Source organism: Polaromonas sp. (assembly GCF_039932935.1).
Lineage (GTDB): Bacteria > Pseudomonadota > Gammaproteobacteria > Burkholderiales > Burkholderiaceae_C > Polaromonas.
In genome coordinates, this window is record NZ_JBDTPB010000039.1 from 72,806 (window position 1) to 91,553 (window position 18,748).

General features: G+C 58.1%; 18 protein-coding genes and 1 tRNA gene. 5 read left to right on the plus strand and 14 right to left on the minus strand.

Annotation, left to right across the window (positions count from 1 at the left end; all coding sequences use genetic code 11):
- Nucleotides 1-29: 29 nt before the first annotated feature.
- A complete protein-coding gene (locus ABI546_RS06355) occupies nt 30-317 on the plus strand; it encodes a helix-turn-helix transcriptional regulator (RefSeq protein ID WP_348045207.1) in 288 nt (95 codons plus the stop codon).
- 62 nt (nt 318-379) lie between these two features.
- On the opposite strand, the gene ABI546_RS06360 is transcribed toward ABI546_RS06355, so the two are convergent.
- From ABI546_RS06360 to ABI546_RS06400, 9 genes are all read right to left on the minus strand, one after another.
- Entirely contained in the window at nt 380-1,135 is a 756-nt protein-coding gene (locus tag ABI546_RS06360; RefSeq protein WP_348045209.1) for a hypothetical protein, read from the minus strand.
- A gap of 34 nt (nt 1,136-1,169) precedes the next feature.
- The gene (locus ABI546_RS06365; protein ID WP_348045211.1) at nt 1,170-1,877 is read right to left on the minus strand and encodes a hypothetical protein; all 708 of its coding nucleotides are present in this window, start codon (nt 1,875-1,877) and stop codon (nt 1,170-1,172) included.
- On the minus strand, nt 1,874-2,263 hold the full coding sequence (locus tag ABI546_RS06370) for a hypothetical protein (protein ID WP_348045213.1): 390 nt from the start codon (nt 2,261-2,263) through the stop codon (nt 1,874-1,876). Before ABI546_RS06370 ends, ABI546_RS06365 begins: the two co-directional genes overlap by 4 nt.
- Complete coding sequence (locus tag ABI546_RS06375; RefSeq protein WP_348045215.1) at nt 2,260-2,988, minus strand: hypothetical protein; 729 nt, start codon at nt 2,986-2,988, stop codon at nt 2,260-2,262. Before ABI546_RS06375 ends, ABI546_RS06370 begins: the two co-directional genes overlap by 4 nt.
- Before the next feature lie 30 nt (nt 2,989-3,018).
- A complete protein-coding gene (locus tag ABI546_RS06380) occupies nt 3,019-3,696 on the minus strand; it encodes a hypothetical protein (protein ID WP_348045217.1) in 678 nt (225 codons plus the stop codon).
- 124 nt (nt 3,697-3,820) lie between these two features.
- Nucleotides 3,821-4,270, minus strand: a complete 450-nt coding sequence (locus ABI546_RS06385) for a hypothetical protein (protein ID WP_348045219.1) — start codon at nt 4,268-4,270, stop codon at nt 3,821-3,823.
- A gap of 59 nt (nt 4,271-4,329) precedes the next feature.
- Nucleotides 4,330-4,764, minus strand: coding sequence for a hypothetical protein (locus ABI546_RS06390; protein WP_348045221.1), 435 nt, complete (start codon nt 4,762-4,764; stop codon nt 4,330-4,332).
- A 116-nt stretch (nt 4,765-4,880) separates the two neighbouring features.
- Nucleotides 4,881-6,377 (minus strand): tyrosine-type recombinase/integrase, encoded by a 1,497-nt coding sequence (locus ABI546_RS06395; RefSeq protein ID WP_348045223.1) that lies wholly within the window; start codon nt 6,375-6,377, stop codon nt 4,881-4,883.
- Nucleotides 6,370-6,615, minus strand: a complete 246-nt coding sequence (locus ABI546_RS06400) for a hypothetical protein (RefSeq protein WP_348045471.1) — start codon at nt 6,613-6,615, stop codon at nt 6,370-6,372. Before ABI546_RS06400 ends, ABI546_RS06395 begins: the two co-directional genes overlap by 8 nt.
- A gap of 131 nt (nt 6,616-6,746) precedes the next feature.
- Here ABI546_RS06400 and ABI546_RS06405 point away from each other — a divergent pair, with 131 nt between their 5' ends.
- Nucleotides 6,747-7,019, plus strand: a complete 273-nt coding sequence (locus ABI546_RS06405; RefSeq protein WP_348045225.1) for a helix-turn-helix transcriptional regulator — start codon at nt 6,747-6,749, stop codon at nt 7,017-7,019.
- Nucleotides 7,020-7,289: 270 nt separating this feature from the next.
- On the opposite strand, the gene ABI546_RS06410 is transcribed toward ABI546_RS06405, so the two are convergent.
- A complete protein-coding gene (locus ABI546_RS06410) occupies nt 7,290-7,703 on the minus strand; it encodes a hypothetical protein (protein WP_348045227.1) in 414 nt (137 codons plus the stop codon).
- Nucleotides 7,704-7,947: 244 nt separating this feature from the next.
- Here ABI546_RS06410 and ABI546_RS06415 point away from each other — a divergent pair, with 244 nt between their 5' ends.
- The 3 genes from ABI546_RS06415 (at nt 7,948) to ABI546_RS06425 (ending at nt 16,104) form a co-directional block, all read left to right on the plus strand.
- Nucleotides 7,948-9,654 carry a hypothetical protein gene (locus tag ABI546_RS06415; RefSeq protein WP_348045229.1) on the plus strand — a complete coding sequence of 569 codons (1,707 nt, stop codon included), beginning with the start codon at nt 7,948-7,950 and terminating at the stop codon, nt 9,652-9,654.
- Between the two features lie 139 nt (nt 9,655-9,793).
- Nucleotides 9,794-13,915 carry a hypothetical protein gene (locus ABI546_RS06420; protein WP_348045231.1) on the plus strand — a complete coding sequence of 1,374 codons (4,122 nt, stop codon included), beginning with the start codon at nt 9,794-9,796 and terminating at the stop codon, nt 13,913-13,915.
- Nucleotides 13,915-16,104, plus strand: a complete 2,190-nt coding sequence (locus tag ABI546_RS06425) for a hypothetical protein (RefSeq protein ID WP_348045233.1) — start codon at nt 13,915-13,917, stop codon at nt 16,102-16,104. The genes ABI546_RS06420 and ABI546_RS06425 overlap by 1 nt, the downstream gene beginning before the upstream one ends.
- Nucleotides 16,105-16,721: 617 nt before the next feature.
- On the opposite strand, the gene ABI546_RS06430 is transcribed toward ABI546_RS06425, so the two are convergent.
- The 4 genes from ABI546_RS06430 to rplQ all read right to left on the minus strand — a co-directional run bounded on the left by ABI546_RS06430 (nt 16,722) and on the right by rplQ (nt 18,668).
- Nucleotides 16,722-16,889, minus strand: a complete 168-nt coding sequence (locus tag ABI546_RS06430) for a hypothetical protein (RefSeq protein ID WP_348045235.1) — start codon at nt 16,887-16,889, stop codon at nt 16,722-16,724.
- Nucleotides 16,886-17,455: a hypothetical protein gene (locus ABI546_RS06435; RefSeq protein WP_348045237.1), complete on the minus strand. Its 570-nt coding sequence runs from the start codon at nt 17,453-17,455 to the stop codon at nt 16,886-16,888. Before ABI546_RS06435 ends, ABI546_RS06430 begins: the two co-directional genes overlap by 4 nt.
- Before the next feature lie 716 nt (nt 17,456-18,171).
- Nucleotides 18,172-18,248 (minus strand) — tRNA-Met (locus ABI546_RS06440).
- 18 nt (nt 18,249-18,266) lie between these two features.
- On the minus strand, nt 18,267-18,668 hold the full coding sequence (rplQ, locus tag ABI546_RS06445; RefSeq protein ID WP_122954335.1) for a 50S ribosomal protein L17: 402 nt from the start codon (nt 18,666-18,668) through the stop codon (nt 18,267-18,269).
- Nucleotides 18,669-18,748: the final 80 nt, after the last annotated feature.

The window sequence follows — 18,748 nt, forward strand, 5'->3', positions numbered from 1 at the left end:
AATGAGTATACAAATTCGATAGTCCTTGGGTGGCAATCACCCTTATCGATCCCCGCAAAGCGTTGGGCCTGCGCATCAAGCAACTTCGAGCGGAGTTCCAGCTCACCCAGGAGGAGCTGGCTGACCGCTGCGGTCTGTTCCGCACCTATATGAGCCGCATCGAGTCCGGCCTGGCCAATCCCACGCTGACGGTGCTGCATGCATTGGCCCACGGCCTGGAAATCGACATCGGCGCCCTTTTGGCAACACCTGATGTAAAGCCGAGCACCAAAGTTCATTCCGCTCGTCCTGTCTCCCGGGGCAGGGTGTCTCGCTGAAACTATGGCCCTGAAGGGCAGACCGGGCAGACCGGGCAGAGCATCCTGCAGTCACCCGGCATTCATCCCGTACAGAGCCACACCAACCACCTCCGCATCACCTCCCGGTGATCCAGGCGACTTCCAGGGTCCGCACACAAATTGAGCCGCCAGTCCCGGTACTCGGCGGTCCACTCACCCACGGAAAGGTCACCGGCGCTTTTCAGCTCCCGCCAGTGCAGGGACAGCAGCTCGGGAATGAGCGCTTCAAGATCACCACGGCCCAAGGACTGTCCGTTGAATCGCCCAAGCACTGCCGAAGGCCCCTGGTCATTGCGGCTGATGAAAAGCAGAAGTTCCAAGCGCGCGAGGCGCAATTCCAGTGAATCTCCCAGCGGGCTCAAGGCAGACCGCCAGCGTTGCTGCAGCGGTATTGCGATGCCAGCCAGCGACAGCGCACCTTCGGCCAGGCGCTGCACCAGAAACTCCTGGGCCTGACTGACGGCTTCGATCCCGGCCAGATGACCCCCTAACAGAGGGAGACTGCTTACTTCCGTCATCTGCATCCGCAAGTCCCAGGTTTCTTGCCCGTCCTTTGACCACGCATTCAGCCAAGCCATCAACCAGGCCCGCAGGGCCCTGTACTGTTGGGGTGTCAAGGAAGCCAATGCGGCATAAACCACCGCGCCGTCTATTGAACCCCCGAGAAACAGGGACCGGGCCTCACACCAGTTGACCAATACATCCCAGAGCTGATACTCCATCTGGGAGGTGGCGTCAGTCGCTTTCCTCTGGACATCACTTCGGTGCAAACTGAACCAGGCAACGTTGGCAGTCATGAGTGGGCTCCTTTCTCACTGGTATTTGCGGGCATCAACTGGCGCAGACCTGCATGTAGCGAAGCATCACGGCCCGATGCGACAGACCCGATCCGGGTTCGGCGTACAGACTGACCTGCCAGTCCCCAGTAGTAGCCACCCACTTTCCTGCGCGCATGGCACCCCGGTCTACCTCCTGATGCCAGCCCAGCCCGAGCCAATCAGGGGTCAACTCCTCCATACGCTGGAGCCCAAAGCTTGCACCGCCATATTGTTCGAGGATTGGCATGCTGATGCCGTTCACATCAGACAGGGTCAGCCGAAGTTGGGAGGCCGGATTCCTGAGTTCCAGCAACTTGCCATCCTTGGTCACTGTTGCGCTCCAGCGGTTGGTCAGGATGTAGGTGAGGCCTGCCAGCGAGTCGGCGCACTCGGCCATCCGCTCGGCGAGGTATCGCTGGGCCTGGCTGATGGCTTCGATGGCCGCGGTTTTGACGGTCAGGCGATGAAGGCTTTGAAGCTGGACGATCTCGATGCGAAACACATTGATGTGCGGGTTTCTGTTGAGAAAGGCCCACAGTTGCCGGGAGTGTTTGGCGTCCACCGGCAGCAGCGGCGAATAGATCAGAGCGCTGTCTGCCCGACCCCCGATGAAGAGCTGGTGTCCATCGCACCAGCGCACCAGGTCTTCCCACAAAGCGTCTGTGGCAGATACATCGGCATTCTTCATGTGGAGGCGAAGCCTCAAGAGGTGGTGGTTCATGGTTTGACGCCTTCCCAAGCAGGTCCGAAGTCGGGGCCGTGGGTTTTGAGGCAGTGGGTGTGGCGGGCGTCGCAGATAAAGCGCTGGCCCGAGGCACGCAGCTCGAGCATCAGTGGCGTGCCCTTGGTGATGGAGGCTGCTGAGTGAAGGGGAAACGAGCCGAGGTCAGTCTCCAGGACCACTGCGCCTCCCCACCCTCCCGGTCCGCTCATGCTGACGAAGTTGCCGATGGCGCGGGTGGAGACCACCTCGTCAGTGGTCCAGAACACGTAGAGGTACCCTGATGACCACAAGGCGGGCATGACGAGAAGGAGTGCAAAGAACACCATGAGCGCTTTCTCGACGGGGTCGGAAGGCTTCTTGGGGGAATTGGGGCGGGCGTTCATGCGTGGCCTCCGGGTTCCGTCCAAAGGGCCGTCCAGAGGGCCGTCACCTTGAGGTTGGCGAGGTAGACCGCCGCTGCCAGCCGGGCGACCTGATCGGTTTGAACGTCATCGTCATGCGGTAGACCCAGCACCGCAGCAAGGGTTTTGCCCAGTCCTGCATGCTTGCAGCGCAGGCGATGCAAGGATTCCTCAAGCAGCAGCGCCCGCATGGTCTCCACCGCGTCGAAGGTCGGAACGGGAGGATTCGGTCCCGACAGCGCGTCTATGCGGCTGAGATGAAACAGGCTGCAGGGGTAGAGGAAGGTAGCGACATTGACCAGCTGACGCTCCTGCGGCTGCACCAGGCTCATGGACTGGGCATGAAGACCGGCGTACCGGGCGACTTCCAGCGGGACCAGGGTTTCAACGGCTGGCCCGTTAGGCATGGCCGAGGTAGCTGGCATATGGCGGCTGACCTGTTTAGGGAAGAAGTACGCATCTAGAGCGGACTCGTCTTCAAACACATAGCCAATGAAGGCCTGAATCAGTGGATGGGCACAGCTGGGCTGCAGTGCTTGCAGGATCAAGGGCCGGCGCATCTCCTTGGGTACCTGCGCTGGGGCAGTAGAAGGCAGTGAAATATCGAAGAAGCTGGACCGACCCGCTTTGCAGGAATGATGAGCATGGAAATCTGGCTGGGCATGAGGTTGAGACTGGTTCATCAAATGCTTGTTGTAGGTGGACATGTAGATCCTTTAGTGAATGCGTGCCGCCGATCAGACGGCCCGGGCCTGCAGGTGTGCCAAACGTATGGCCGAGGCCAGGCGGGACACCTGATCCGGATTGACGGCGCCCTCGCCCGGTACATCCAACACGGCGCCCAGGCCACGTGCCATGGCGGGTTCGTGGTGGCGCAAGGTGCGCAGCGCATCCGCCAGGAACTGGCTTCGCATATGAACCAGCCAGCCGGGAGGTACCGCGATGCGCTGATGGCCACCCATTACGGCGGAGCGAACGCTGTGAAACAAGGCGCAGGGGTAGAGCAGGGTCGCCAGGTGGATGAACTCTCGCTCATGCGGCCGCACGATGGCCATCGACTGCGCCCGGACGGCAGCAGCAGTGGCTACCTTCAGCGGCGTCCACACAGCCTTCATGTCGAGCTGCGCCACCGTACCGTAAGAGGTTTGGTGAGGGTTGGGCCCCGCTTCCCGTGGGAAGAAATAGGCCCAGACCATGTTGTCGTCCGCGAAGAACTCCAGTGCGAAGCGCTCCAGGCGTTGGTCGCTGTAGTGATAGCGGCGGTGCTCCAGCGCGACGCGCAAGGACTCGGCCGATGCGAGCAGCCGGGGGTCATAAGGTGCCGCAGCAGGAGCACCCTCGCAATGGCACTGAGCCACTTGGAGGTTCGCTGGGCGCGGTGCGGTGCGGCTGCGACTTGGGATCGGTTTATTCATGATGGCTTTCTTGAATTGTTGAAATCACTCGGCAACTAATTTGGGCAAAGCTCTCCCCTGCACGATGCTTAGGTGATTTGCGCTTTCGATGCGATGTCTTTTGAATGTGGGGGTGCATAAAACGTCAGGCGGCTGGCTTGGAGGCGCTTTTGACCTTCTTGCCTTTCGTCTCCGCTTTTGGTTTCGCTTTTTGTCTGGGTTTTGCCCTTGCGTCTGCCTCTGCTTTGGAGGTCGTGGGTGCCTCAACCGGTTCTTGCGAAGCCGGGCGACTTGGCTCAAGGGACACAGCGAGGATCGGCATCCTGAGATAGACCACGTCTTTCGGCTCGCGCGCGATGATGTAAATCTCGTAGTGCCTGAGTTCTTCCAGGTTGCGCTCATAAGCCTCGTCCCCGAGGATGGCTCGCAGCTCGTCCGGGATGTAGATTCCTGCACGACCCTCCAAGTCGTGAATGCGGACCAGATCGTGGGATGCCCCTTCCAGTGCTGAGCCTGGCTCTGTTTGCTCAACGGAGGATGGCGTGGACTTTCCGGATTTGTCGGGCTGACTCGATTTGCGGGTTTTCGTGTTCATAGGATTTCCTGTTCGTGAATGGGTTTTGCTCTGATGGATCGATGGAAGGGCAACCTGGGTCAGGCCTTGCCGCTGGATTTGCGGGCAGGTTTGACCGATCGCTTGGCCGTGGACTTGGTGGCCGGTGCTACTTTTGATTTCTTCTTTGCGCGCGATGGGGGTTTGACGGGCAATGCGGACGCTTGCGCATTCGTGCTGAGTTCCTGCGCCATGACCGGTATCCGGATATAGACAACGTCGTGGGGCTCCCGTATGACGAGGACGAGTTCCTGGTTCCTGATGTTTTCTAGATTCCACTCGTAGGCTTCGTCTCCGATCAGCGCCCGCAGCGCTTTCGGCAGAAAGATGACGGCAAAGCTTGTGAGGTCATGGATGCGGACCAGATTGGGCTGCTCTGCATCCGGAGCAACACCGGCTGGAATCGGCGGGCGGGGTTGAACAGATCCGCTGGACGGTGGGGTGGGTTTCTTGGATGGGCGGGTTTTGCTGTTCATGATGATTTCCTGTTTGTGAATGAAGTAACTGATAAATTTGGGCAAAGCTTTCCCCTACACCGCTGCAAAGGGTTTTGCGGCGGCGGTGTTCAGAGGTCAAGTGAGGAGGAGAAGGACTAGGTCAGGCGGGTCAGCGAGCTGGTGGCTTTGACCGCAGTCCTTTGCCAGTAAGGCGGCGGCTGGGGTTCACTGCCGCGATAGTCACCATTGGCCTGCGGCATGACGATGCTTTCGCTGTCTGTGGAGCGAGGCATTGGGACGGTGGGGGTCGGCACGCGCCGGGCGCCATGAATGCCGCGCGGCTTGGGAACAGGCTGTGGTGGGACATCACCGGCGGGCACATAGACCGTGCGTGATCCAGCGCTTCCGCCCTGCCCCATCTTGTTGCTCCCTGCGCTTGCCTCGATCGGAATCAGCGGCCCCGCTGACAAGCGGCTGGCCAGCAGACGCTCCATGGCCGAACCGTCCTGCCGTGTCAGATTGGGCACGTAGCGGCTGTAAACCCGAAACAGCATCTCGGTGCTGGTGTGGCCCAGCTGACGGGCGATCCATTCCGGTGCTTCGCCCGATGCCAGCCAGAGAGTGGCTGCGGTATGCCGCATCTGGTACGGACGGCGTTTCTGCAGGCCGAGATGGCGCAGCAACGGGTACCAGATCCGGTCGGAGAAGTTCTTGTTGTCCAGCGGGGCACCGAGCAGGTTGCAGAACACGTACTCAGAAATCCCGCCGGTGGCCTTGAACTGTTCCTGCAGGGCATCGAATACCGGCTGGCTCATCTGGATGTCGCGCTGGCTTCCGTCGGTCTTGGTGTATTCGTCTTCACCGAGCACAAAGGTTTCCCGAACCCGGATGACGCGCAAATCAAAATCGACGTACTTCCATTTCAGGCCGTGGACTTCCCCGGTCCGCATCCCTGTGAAGAAACGGGTGATGAAGTACTGCTTGTAGTCAACGCGTACTGTCGCCATGATGCGCTGCACATCTGTCAGGCTGAAGGGGTCGACATCGGTTCTACGCAACCGGAGGCGTTTGATGTTGGTGGTCGGTGACGTAAACTCAAATCGGTCGGCTGCTTCGCACAAGATCTGATTGAGCGTTCCAATGATTTCATTGATGCGCTTGGGTGAGAGTCCTTCTTTTTCTCCGCGACCTTTAACTTTGGCGAGTGTGGCGCGGAAGGCAAGAATGTCAGATTTGTTGATTTGGCCGACCGCCTTTCCTCCGAAGTGGGGGATGAGGCGGCTGTTTAAGGTCGACAGCAACGACCGAATATGGCTGCGCCGCCATTCGATGCTATGTTCGTCGACCCATTGGTTGGCGAAGGCTTGGAATAAAGGCGTGCTGTTTTCTGCGGTAGATTCGACCTCAATCGATACTGGTATGGTTGGCGCGACCGGATCGAACCGAGCCGCAAGTGCACTCTCAGGGAAAAAATCCCTGTACACAAAAATACCGTCCTGCTGGGCCTTCTTGATCTTTTCGATCAACCCTTGAACACGCCTGCGGTTTTGCTGAGAATCCGGCAATGCTGTTTGCTCACGACAACGCACCCCACGATACGTGAAGTCGATCACCAGCTTGCCGGTTTCCTTTCGGACAGTAACTTTAGCCATGGAGGACTGCTCCATTAGCCATCGGAATAGCGCCTATGCCGATGGGCTGGTGGAATGAGGCAACCTTCATGTCGCGCTCAATGGCCTCCCATACGAACAATATTTTCCGCCCACCAAACGGACGCAAGTAGTGCACGCCTTCAATTAGGACGCTGTCCTTGAGGCGTTCTCGAATCGTTCTAACGTCATACTTGATCCTGGAAGAAAGCTCGTCGGTGGTGAGATATGTCTGACCCATCATTGATAGCTCCTTTACAATTTAGGTTGCAAGTGATAAAAATATTTATCACCTGATGCCAATAATACGCACAAAAGCTAATTTTTCAAGTCTTTTGATAAATATTTTTATCTTTCGCTAACTTTGCACCCATGATTCGATTCAAGCTTGGCGAAATGATTGAGAAGAAGCAGTTCACGGAAGGGCGGCGAGTGACGGTCAATGAGATCGCGGCGGCGACCGGCCTGAACAGAATGACGCTGTCAAAAATCTTGAATCAAAAGGGATATGGCACAGGGACGGATACTGTTGATCGGTTGTGCCAATACTTTGATTGCAAGGTCGAAGATCTAATGGAGCATCTGCAAGAGGATGCGGGCTTGGCCTTAGACCAATCGATAAACCTAGAGAAAAAGGTCAAATAGTCTGGACCGTGCGAAAAGGGCTACCGGAAGCCAGCGGGGTGAGGTCAGAGCGCCGCAGCGCGATCAACTACTTTGGTACGCCATGTAATCCTGCCGGCCCCAACCAGCTGAAGTTGGGCGTTTGATCGTCCGCAATGCTGCGTTAGCGAGTGCTCCCAGTTTGGTCGGCTATGCCCGGTGGGGGCCAATAGCAGTCATCACTGGAGGACCACTGCTTGAATCTACCGGGGCACCTTCTCCGCAGTAATTGGCTGACTATTGGTGTATTGACTAAGTCTCAAGCAGCCGACGCACACCTGCATCGGCGCCTTCTCGCTTGGCGTATTGCTCATAGGTTTCGACAAGCTGCATAAAGAGATTTGATGCCACGAACGGATGTGAATACTGAACGGCAGCAGCACAGTTTCGGTACTTTGAGGCCTTGGCGCGTTCCTGATTTCCGCCTTCATCTCGCCAAGTGGCCCCAACCGAGTTAATTAAGCCCATCCGCACGCCCACTGTCATCGACATGGAGTGGAACTGCTCCAGCACATTCAGCACGGGCTCACATGGCCAACCACCGTCATCCCTGAGCGGCGCTGCTGAGAGTAATTTGCCGATGAATTCATCGGCGATATTTCGGCGGTCGATGGCGATGCAAGCAGCGCGTACGGTGGCGATCCAGGCCGTCGCAGAGCTTGACACCCTGAGCCCGGGCCATCCCGCGAACGGATGGAAATTTGACGCGCAGCATTAAATGGCTGTAGCATTCGCATGCGGATTTTCGGAACCGCGGGTGAGTTGCTCCCGTCAGCGCACGCACTGGACTTCTGTCCGGCCTGGCAAAACAGTACATCAGTATCTCGGTCCTTCCCCGGTTTGATTGACTCCGGAAAGCCGAACAACGCGTGCCGTTCATAGCCGTGCTTTCCTGACATGGAGCTCAGTCATGCCTCTCATCGATTCGGCCGCCGCGCCAAATCCCAACCAACTTACCCCTGAGGTGCAAGCCGCTGCCCTATGGACATTCGTCCAGCTGAAGGCGCCACGATTCTCCTTCGACGACGCGCTAGACGTCGTGAACGAGTTGAAATTGCGTGAGGGTGAAGACCCTCGAACGGTCGCCCAACGCCTGCGTAAGACGCTCCAAGCCCGCCGGATTGCCTTCAAGCACACTCACGCCCTACACGCGGCTTCTCGTTTGGCCGGTTACAGCAGCTGGCACACCAACGAGCACGCGGACACGCCCCGATTGCGATTCACTACCCTTGACCGCAGCGAAGGGCTCACGCCAGAGTCGCTTCAGATGGGCGAGTTCAAGTCTTGGGATGGCCTGGCAACCGAACTACGACGATGGACGGACCAGCTTTACGCGCGCGGCCAGTTGCCGTTGGGTGTGCTGGCCCTCAAATTCGCTGACGGCAGTGTGCATTTCTCGACGCCGGTGCCTCCCGACAAAGACAGCCCGAATCAGCAAGCTCAGTTTTGGCCCCTAGCAACCGTGACTCCGCTCCTGGGAAAAGATGGTTGGTTGGAAGATGCGCCGCCAGCGCTCGAAAAGCTGCGCCGCCACCTTGAGGAGAACGGCCAGGCGGTTCTCGACGGGTATGCCGTCCTGCATTTGTGCGCCAGCACGGCGGACCACAAGGGCATACCTGGTTCCGTTGGGATTGCCGACGCGGTGAATACGGAACTCGTGCTGATTCGTGAAGACGACGAGAACGACCCCCACGCGGGCTACGAGATTGCTCGGGGCGACGAACTGACCTGCTGGCACCAACTGGAACTCTCGCTGCGCAACGACACTACTGACGAAACGCCCGTCATGAGCATCACCGTGCCTGACGAAGGCAACGGCGCCTGGTTCGTTAACGGTATCCGCTATGTCTGGGTCCTTGAAACCCTCAAGCCTCACGAATACGTTCCCGGGCGCGTGCATCGATTTCTGGGAATTCTGGACTGCGTGCGGCTGCTACGACGGTACAGGCTGACAAAGCGCATCCACGGGGGGACATTCAAGCACCACGAGCAAACCAAGAACATCGGGTACCTCAGTGGTGTGCCAGAGACCTATCGAGTCGATTTGCACTTCCTGCTACACCTGCTCAAGGCGGCCAACCTTACCGCAGAAGGCTACTTCGAGAAGTTCGGAGTGGAGCCCCTTCCGATGCAGGACCGGCTCCCAGTCGGTTTCGTATTCCAGCTTCTGCAGAACCTTAAAGTCGAGAAGCCTAACTTGATGTTCGCCAAGCCGAACATTTCCGAGATGGAGCGCGTCGACGACGATGGCTTGTTGCGAGCTCTGATGCCCCGAATTGATTCGGTGCGTTCTGGTGTTCTTCCCCGCGGTCTCGAGGAGGAGCGAGTCAAAGAACTGCATAAGGCGTTGGAGGACTTCGGTTCGAGCCTGCGAGTGCGAATGATGACGGCTGGCAATGGTCAGCAGACAGAGAAGGAACTGCCCTACTTGCTGTATGCCAGCGAAGCGGAACAGCTGCGCACGACCGTTCAGGACCTTGGTCTGACCATGTACGCTGCGGTGATGCCGAATCTGTTGTCGACAAAGGGATTGGTGCCGGATTCGCCAGACGCCTGGCCCTGGGCCTTAGGCCATGCGCTGTTCGTTCGGTTCGAACGTCAGGGAGACGTGCAATGAGCCCGCAACTGAATCGAACGCGAGAACTTCTGAAGGCGGAAGACGTCGGCGGGCTCACGAGTGCCTATGCCGAGTACCTCGCGGCAGGGCTGCGGGTAGCGAGTGCATCTTCGCTGAGAGACGGTGAGGAGAACTCCAAATGAGCTCCAAGGCCCCACGTACCACCACCGCCATCTTTGAAAAGGGTTTCAAGGAACCTTTTCTCCGGGCCTCTGAGCGCCCGTTCATAAAGCTCCTGAACTGGTACACCGGCTTCGGCAAGACCTACACGGCCGCCGCATTCAGCATTGACCTGTTCATCAACTGCGACGTCATCCCAGTCTTCATTGCTCCGCTGCAGTCGCTCGTCGCAGGGTTCAGTGATGAGGTGAGCCGGCACCAAAAGTCTCGCGAGTACGCTGACGAAATCGAGGATGCTGTGCGGGAGCGCGGCGTCTCCATCCCTGTTCACAGGCTTTACTCCATTGAGTACCACTTGAATGACAGGAGCTTCTTTCAAGCCTGCTTGAGGCTTGTCGCATGGCTGGACGGCCATCGGGAGGTCTGTGCCCGGATGGAACAGTCCTCAAAACACGCCGATACCGATAGAGGAGTCCGGGCCCGGCTGAACGAGCTTCGCCAGAAGGCCGCTTTTTGTGAGCAGTCCTCGTTCCTGGGGATGTCGCCTTCGGATGACTCATACGAAGATACCCGCAGCGCCTACATCAAGGCCGCGCAGCGAGCCCGTAGCCTGGCCGACAGCTTTGTCTGGCGGTTGATTCAACTGGACGTTGAGACCCGCGCGCACAAGCGCGACGCGGACCGCTTGATGCGCGTCAAAGAAGTCGGTGAGCTCGTTCGCAGGCTTCACCCGCTGCAGTCCTTCCTGGACAACCCGGGCATCATCGTGAGCACCGCTTCCAAGGCTCAGGTCGGGCACAAGGTGTACGGCGCCGACGACAAGGGCAGCTTCAAGGCGCACAAGTTCGACAATTTGCCGCTGTTCCTCGAGGAGTTGAATCGGGACGGCAGCCCCTTCGGCCGCATGGTGTCAGGTCGACCAGACTCTGCCCGCGTGGTCACCTTCGTCGACGAGGAAGAAGACTCCTACTGGTATCTGTTCGACCAGCGCAAGTCAGTTGTCAACTCCGGCGGCCGTAACGACCTGAACTTGGTCATCTCCGAGTTCTTCCAGTACTTCGATTTAAAGTGGCCCATGGCCTTTGAGAAGCTGCGCCGTGACGGGCCCAACGACCGGGCTCTTGCCACAAAGGTTTACGAGCACCTGGAACAGTTCGCCAAAGTAAGCAAGGTCCTTGACGACGAATTTGCGATGGAGGTAACCCGCACCTCCGCCAAATACACCCCTGACGCGCGCCGCGTGGAGATTCTGCGGAATCATCTGACCGCGCAATTTCCGAATACAGCGAAACGGTTTGATGACACGGAGTTGCTGGCAGTTCTGAACCAGCTGCATGACCGCAATGACGCCCACGCCAACTTCAAGCGCTTCCGGCAGAAGGCGCGAGTGCTGCAGCGCATCCGGGACTACATCTTGGAAATTACGCGGCAGGGAGCCATCGCGTACGAGACGTTTCTCGACCTGCACGACCTGGTGGCGGACAAGAAGTTCTTCACAATGAGTCGGTCTACCTACGGTGAGGTGCTGGACCAGCCGGGGCAAACCTTCTTCACGGAATCGGCCAGCGTGATGGACACGGAGTTCTTGAGGCAGGTTCAGCTGACGAAGGACACAGCGCACCAGACCATTCGCCTCCACTACCACGACGGCGACATCCCGCCGGGCGCGTACACGCTCCTGGACTACCTCAAGCTCGTCGTGTTCATGGCGAAGGTCCTTGCCCAAACCACTGGCGAAGATGCCATCGAAATGTCGAAGACCGACCAGGAACGCTACCCGAGCCTGGACCGGTTCCGGCAAGACGTGCGACGGCTCTTCGAAAGCAAGGCCGCCAGCGAAGGCCTGTCGACCGACTCCAGCGATAAGGAGCTGCTTACCGATTCATTCCTGTTCCAGGACACTAAGAGCGTGGTGACGCTTGAGGAGAGTCGAGTGCAGGCCGAGGAATACAACATAGAGGCTGACGTCAGTCTCACGTTGACCATCACCTCCCTGCGTGCGACCCCTGAAGAAGACATTGTTCGGGCTCTGGGTCGCACAAACGGCGTTTACCTCATGAGCGCCACCGGCGGGCTGGACTCTGCGTCGTCCGGGGCCTTCAACACCAAGCAGCTGCGGCGCTGCATCGAAGCTCGCGGCGGACATTTCGCTGAGATGGGCGAAGACGAGCTCCAGGTGGTCTCTGCCAAGGCCGAGGACATGCTTGGGAAGCGGGAACGAAAGGTCGTCATCCTTGATGACAGCGACCCGGCACCGACTTTCGGGGTCTCCAAGGCATACAAGGGCCTACTCCAGATTTTTGAAGATGCTCGTCCGAAAAGGGAAGAGCCTGGCTACGCCCAGATGAACCGGCACAAGCGCAATGAGCTGGCTGGTTTGGTGGCAAGCCTTGACCGACTCCTTGCGAGCAGTGTTCGTTCCGGGCTGGTTCTTTGCCAGACCACCATGCACGTCAGGAAGTGCCTGATGCGACTGGCGAACATGAACACTGGGCTCGTCCGCCAAATGGACACGACGGGCGACCACTTCGTCATCCGGCCCGGGGCCATACCGACCTACAGAGAGTATGGCGTGCAGGAAGATGTGACCGTCATTCTCTACTCCGCGGGCCGTTTCCGAAACAAGGACCGGTCAAAGACGGGAGCCCTGCAGGAAGACGACGACCAGGGGCAGTTCAATAAGGAACTGGAAGACGCTCTCGACATCAGCCGGAAGAAGGTCCTGCTGTGGTCCGCATACGCATCGGCGTCTCGGGGCATCAACTTTCTTACAACGCAAAACGGCAAGGAGCGCGATTTTGAGCTGTTCTGCCTGCTGAACGACCCCTACTACACGCGTCACACGCGCCCCGGTACGGGTGGTTTTTCGATGGAAATGTTCCAGAGCTTCGCTCAGGTGCTGCGCGACGAAAATGAGAACTGGTCGGCGATGTCCAAGGGCGACCTGCTGTTCGAGTACTCCCGCAACCGGTGGCGCCGCCTGCGGAAAGAGCACGTCATTGACATCACCCGAACCGTGTTTCAGGCGCTGGGGCGCGGTGAGCGCCGGCCCACTACTCAAATGCCCTGCCAGCACCTTTACGTGAGCTCGGAGGCTGCTCGGATGGTGCACCTCGGCCTACGACACGCGCCAGAGCTGCGCAAGCGCGCATCGCCGGCCCAGCGTGCGGTGTTAACGCAGCTCGGATGGCACAACATCGAGACATCGATTTTTCCTTCTGAGTCTGCGCGAGAAGCGGACCATCGGGACAGTCTCAAGAAGGCCGTCGTTTTTCGCAAGTTCACCAGCCAGACACCACGCCGGTTCCGTTCGGACTCGTCCGCCCGCGGCATGTGGGAGCGACTGTTCGACTCGATGATGTTCACCGACCCGACGAAGTACTTGGAAAAGCTGGCCGCGGCGGGCGTGCCGGCGGAGTACCGTGATGGCTGTTTCCTTGAGGTTCCAGCCATGGCAGAGCCGTACACCTGCCTATACGCTCTCTCCGGCATGACGGAGACGCTGGTTACCGACGCAGAGGACGGGACCGACGCCTATAACTGGATTGGCATGGTGGCCCCGGAAGGGCTGGTGTCGCATCTATCCCCCACCACGCAGGGCTTTCTGAAGGAATGGCGCGGCTTCAAGCTTGCGGACAGGACCAAGCGCCTTCTCCCGCAGCCCTGGTTTGTGACTGAAATTATGAAGGGCTACATCGCTGAGCTTGAGTTCGAGCAGTACGTCGGGAAGCAGTTCAACGTTTGGCCAAAGGCCCTCGCCCTAGGAGGCGGCCCGGTCGAGTATTTGGAGTTGGCAGCGCACCCGCTCTACGCCGAGCTCTACCAGATGTTCGACTATTACCTTGTCCCGGCTCCGAACGTCCTGGTCGCCATTGACATCAAAAACTGGGCCCGTAGCACTGACAGCCTAAAGAAGACGCAGCTTCAAGAGGAAGCGGAAGAAAAGCACCGACGGCTGCGCGACCTACTGCCCGGCACGACGGTCCACGCCCTGTACGTCAACCTGTATGGAGCGCACAAGTTCGCGGTGGCTAAGCCGGCTGCCGGCACCATCCGCTTCATGTCCCTATTCGTTCCGAACACGGGGGCAAACATGTGGATGCCGAACGTCAACCTGCGCGATGCAGTCCTGGGAAAGTAATGCCAATTCGCCCACTCGACCCGCAAACCACCGCCGTTGCCCGCCTTAACTCCCTGCGCTTTATAGCGTCCGTCGCCGACACGGCGCGGCTGCTTGCGAAGTGGCAGGCTGCAGCAGGGGGTCTTCTGGTGCCTATCGCACTGCCGCTCCCCAGGGCTGCTGAAGAAAAGCCGGCAAAGGGCGTCAGCTTCTTCCGAGAGCGGGCCAAGCAGGTACGGGCCCAAATCGCAAAAGAACTGGGCCTCGACCCGTCGGCGGCTACGAAGCAATCTTTCACCATGACCAGCAAGGATGCTTGGTACTTGGGTCCTCGACCGAAGCTGGATTTGCAGTCCATGCTGGATGCAGTGGCTAGTACGCCGGCCAAGTTCATTGAGCTGATGCTTCTCAAAGAGCTCATTGAGTCTGCTTCATTCGAGGCTGAAGACACGTTCGTAGGTGGTGGTTTCGGCCCGGGGGTTTACCTTGGCAGCACGAGCCAGGCTTCCAAGAAATTTCTCCACCTCGCGGAAGCCGAGTTCACCGTCAACACTAAGCACGGGCTCCTGCTTTGCGACGTGACCGCCAAGAGGTTCGGGAGGAAGGCGACAGCCGCTGCCGAGGATGAAGCGGCGACAAGGCTCGCGAACGCTGGCGAAGGCTACCTCGTGGGCATCACTCGACTCGTGCCTGACGATTTCTTCGAGCTTGACGGCAGGAAGTCACCCATGGAGGGGCTGAGCTTAGACAGGGACAAGGTCCGGCGCACCCGCTTGTACTACTTGAACTTGCTCACCGAGTTCGCGATTCGACTCTTCACCAAGGCGGGCGTCCCGTTCGAGCGGGAAACTTTCGTCGCTTCCCACTGCGTGGACGACGCGTACATTCCCTTGGAGCCCTTGGCGAACCTGCAGCGACCCTTGGTGGTGGTAAACACAACGGCTGATGCGCTCGACCACGACGCCCTGGCCCCGTTGACCCGGTTTCCCGAGTACCTGCCTGGCTACCACGTTGCAGGAAACAAGAAAGCCCATTTCCCGGCGCCGGACATCCGGGTCGCGGAGGCCGCGCCTCCCACGCTTGACCCCGCTTTGAATTACCTCTTTCTGAATGGCGAGGGTGACGAAGACATGGGCAGCGTCCGCCTCTCCAAAAGCTCGGTCACCCCGGAGTTTTTACCCGTCAAAACCCAGATTGCGTACGCCGCGTTAGCCCGCGGCGAGGGCATCGCGGACCCTTACACAGAGGCGAAGTTTCGGCATCTGCTAGCCAAGCCTGGGGTCAGCATTTCAATGCAAGGCTTGAACTACAGTCCACTCGCACTCGCGGGACTTCGGCCGGGCAAGGCGGATGACGCCGGCAGTCGGCAGCTGCAAGAGGCCCTGAAGCGCTGCTTGGTGGAGCTGTCGCTCAAAGAAGTCCTTCTTGGAAAAAAGGTTCTCAAGGTGCCCGCCATGCCGGCGGGCATGCCCACCGAGCTCACGCTGCTGGCCAGCCGCCGTGTCCGGATGATCGGGCGGCAATCGCCGGAGCAGCTTGTTGCTGCTGTCGATGTGCAAGTCGAGGGCGATTCCCTGTCCGTCATCCGTGTCCGCCGCACGCCTTGGGGCGACGCCGGCGCATTGCTCGACTTGGTCTTCGAGTATCCCTTCCTTCAGGAAAGCGGCAAGGATTGGGTTCGAGATGGTCAGTTCTGGGTCGTGGACCGCAAGACAAGTGAGCGACTCACGGTTTGGGCCGGAAACTTCGTCCCCAAACTCATACTGAACGACTCTTACGAGGGCATCGAACACGCGATTGCGGCCCAGGATAAATACCAGGCTGCCCAGAAGGAGGAAGGTAGTCAGGGACGCTTCTTGTCGAAGGGACGGGAGTTCAACCTGCTCCCGTACTACATCTCCATGTTTAAACCGGAGCATGCCAAGCATGGTGAGCGCGTCGGGCTCAGGTTGCCTGTGCAGGACTGCGGGACTTTCGTACGGGTTTTTGTGCCTCCTGAAGGCGGAATAAGCGGCGGCGGTGACGCCCTTTCAGGCATGCGCGACTTAATGCACTACGCCGACGGCGGGGTCCAGACACTGGCAGGTATGCTGGACTTGCCCCTGGTCCAGCTCTACCTACACACTATGACCAACGGCGTATTGGTCGGCGGAGACAACTCGAAGATGAGTGTGCTGGAGAAATTGGCAAGATTGGCGCTCGAGAACTAGGGCGGGACCGCTCTTGGACCTGTGGGTGCCTACAAAACCGTCCTGTGCTCAGAAAAACTGCGCTTCAGAGGAGAATTTTTAAGGCGGCCCCACTGCGGCGACAAAATTCTTTTGTTTATCTCGACCCCACTCGAGAGGGGATGACAAAGAAGTCTTGTTCCTAAAAACTTTAGCCGTGTGAACTGGTCCGGCTTGAGCGTGCCCAAAATGGGACTGCGCCAAAAATGCAGAGGGCGACCTAATTCGCCCCCATTGAATGAAACCAGCGATGTTCTGCTTAGATACCTGCGTGCACTTCGGACATCTCGGCCACACGCCTCCTTGTACTTGGCGGCAATTTCTTGCTTCGTCGAAGGTTTGCTCATCTTCAAAGCATTCACATTGACGACTCGCACGCGGGTTTTCTTGCGCGCTTAAGGCGCCTGCCTTAGTTATGTGATCGACCACATCAACCCACTAGCTTGCGGCGGCCCCGACGCGCCGAGCAACATGCAGTAGCGACCCGTGGCCGACCCAAAAGAAAAAGACAGTGGGAACGCCGCGCCGGCGGCAGATAGAGGTGGGGCTCAGGCAACAAAAAACCCGCCGAAGCGGGTTTTTGCTATGTGTGCAAGGCTTCAAGCAGCCTTCAGTCGATCTACTGATTCAGGCTCCACGAGCGCCATTGCCAGATTCGTGGCGCCGAATTCGTTGATAGCAGTTTTCAAAGCTTGCGCAATGGCTACCCCGTCAGATGCAGGCGCCACGTGTTGAGCCGTTGCCAACGGAATAATGTTCGATTTCATGTCTTTCCCCAATTTAGAACTAACCAACGACCTTCGATCTTCGACTCAAATGTGGCGTTCCCACCCTTTTTCAACGCTGCTGACAGCAGGGTCAAAAATCGCATCTGTTCCTGAGTTCGACCATACACCTTAATGATCACCGCCTTGTGCTCATTTTTTACATGGTAAACCCCAAGCACCGCAGAGACGTAGGCACTTACCGCGATTAAGAGTCCGTCAGGATCGTTCTTAAATAACAAACCTTCAACCGTGGGGCGAAGGCGCAGGCGGATCATCTTGACCCACTTTCCCCGCACGCTAGGTTTTGTAATGGCGAGTTCACAGATGCCGACTGCAACCTCTGAATCAGGACTAAAGATCCCATAGGCAATCTCATTGTCTACCAAAGCGATATGCCCTGCTACCCAGGTCATTAGCTGTTCTACATCAGGAGCAAACCCCTCGCCATTTGTGGCGTCTAAGGTCCATGCGTCCTTGGTGGCTGCAAATGAAGTCGCACCGAAAATCCTGAATTCCAGCTTTTCTTTGGCGGGTGTCTCCGCATATTCCATCGCTGTTGTCGCCACGGTGTTCCTTATGCTTTTACATATTGTAGCAATGCAGCCGCCTTTGCCCCTCGAAAAGCTAACCGAAGGCGGCGCTGGATTCACTGCGCAGCAACACATCCCCGCCGTACGCCCCATTGAGGGGGGAATTTATGCTCAAAAAGTACTCATATGATCAGTGGGTCCGGGGTCTTCGGCCCTCGCGCATAGAGCGCCAGCCAGGTAGATTATGTTTAGTTTGTTTCGACAAATCCCACGCTGCGCTCATTGAACTTATGGATTTTCTTCCGTGCGGCGAAGGTGCCAATCACTGGCTGTCTGGCAACGCGCCATGCCCAAGCAGTAACTGCGCACCGGTGATTTGCCTCGAACTTGGCGTCCAGCCGGCGCTAGCTAAGCCCACGAAGCGAAGCTTAAAAAATTCCTGCTTTGTACTCATGGCAAACTTCCTCCTGCCAACGGTATTCCCCTAGGACATCGATTTCGCTAGGTGTAACTCACCCCTAATGCCGCTATTAAAGACCGGCGGGTATCGCAACAAAGCGGGCCGTCTGTGCGCAGGCCGTCGACTGAATCACATTGACTGCGAAGTCTTGCTGAGACCCGCCACGTACCCAATGGTCACTTCCAAATATGATGCGGTTTGTGACGACACGGACCTCGCCACAAAACTCGACACAAAAGCAAAACGCCCACATGAAGTGGGCGTTTGCTACCAGCCTAGACGGCTTGGATGTTGGTTGCGCGGGCAAGATTTGAACTTACGACCTTTGGGTTATGAGCCCAACGAGCTACCAGGCTGCTCCACCGCGCGGTATATATGTATTGTAGCTTACTCTGCCTTGGCCGTGTCAGCTGTAGTGTCTTCCGACACCTCAGGACGGTCAACCAGTTCAACCAAGGCCATCGGTGCATTGTCACCTACGCGGAAACCCATCTTCAAAATACGGGTGTAGCCACCGGGACGCGCTTTGTAGCGTGGGCCGATTTCAGCGAATAGCTTGACGACCATATCGCGATCACGCAAACGGTCGAAGGCCAGGCGTTTGTTGGCCAGCGTGGGTTCTTTGCCGAGGGTGATCATCGGCTCGACCACACGGCGCAATTCCTTGGCCTTGGGCAATGTGGTCTTGATGACTTCGTGCTGCAGCAGCGAGTTCATCATGTTGCGCAGCATGGCGAGGCGGTGCTCGCTGGTGCGGTTGAGTTTACGTAGTCCGTGTCCGTGGCGCATGGTGTTTCCTTTTTTAAAATCCAGGCAGCCGTATCAGGTACTGCCCGTGCGAGATCCCCTTCGGGGCAGGATCTTGTGTG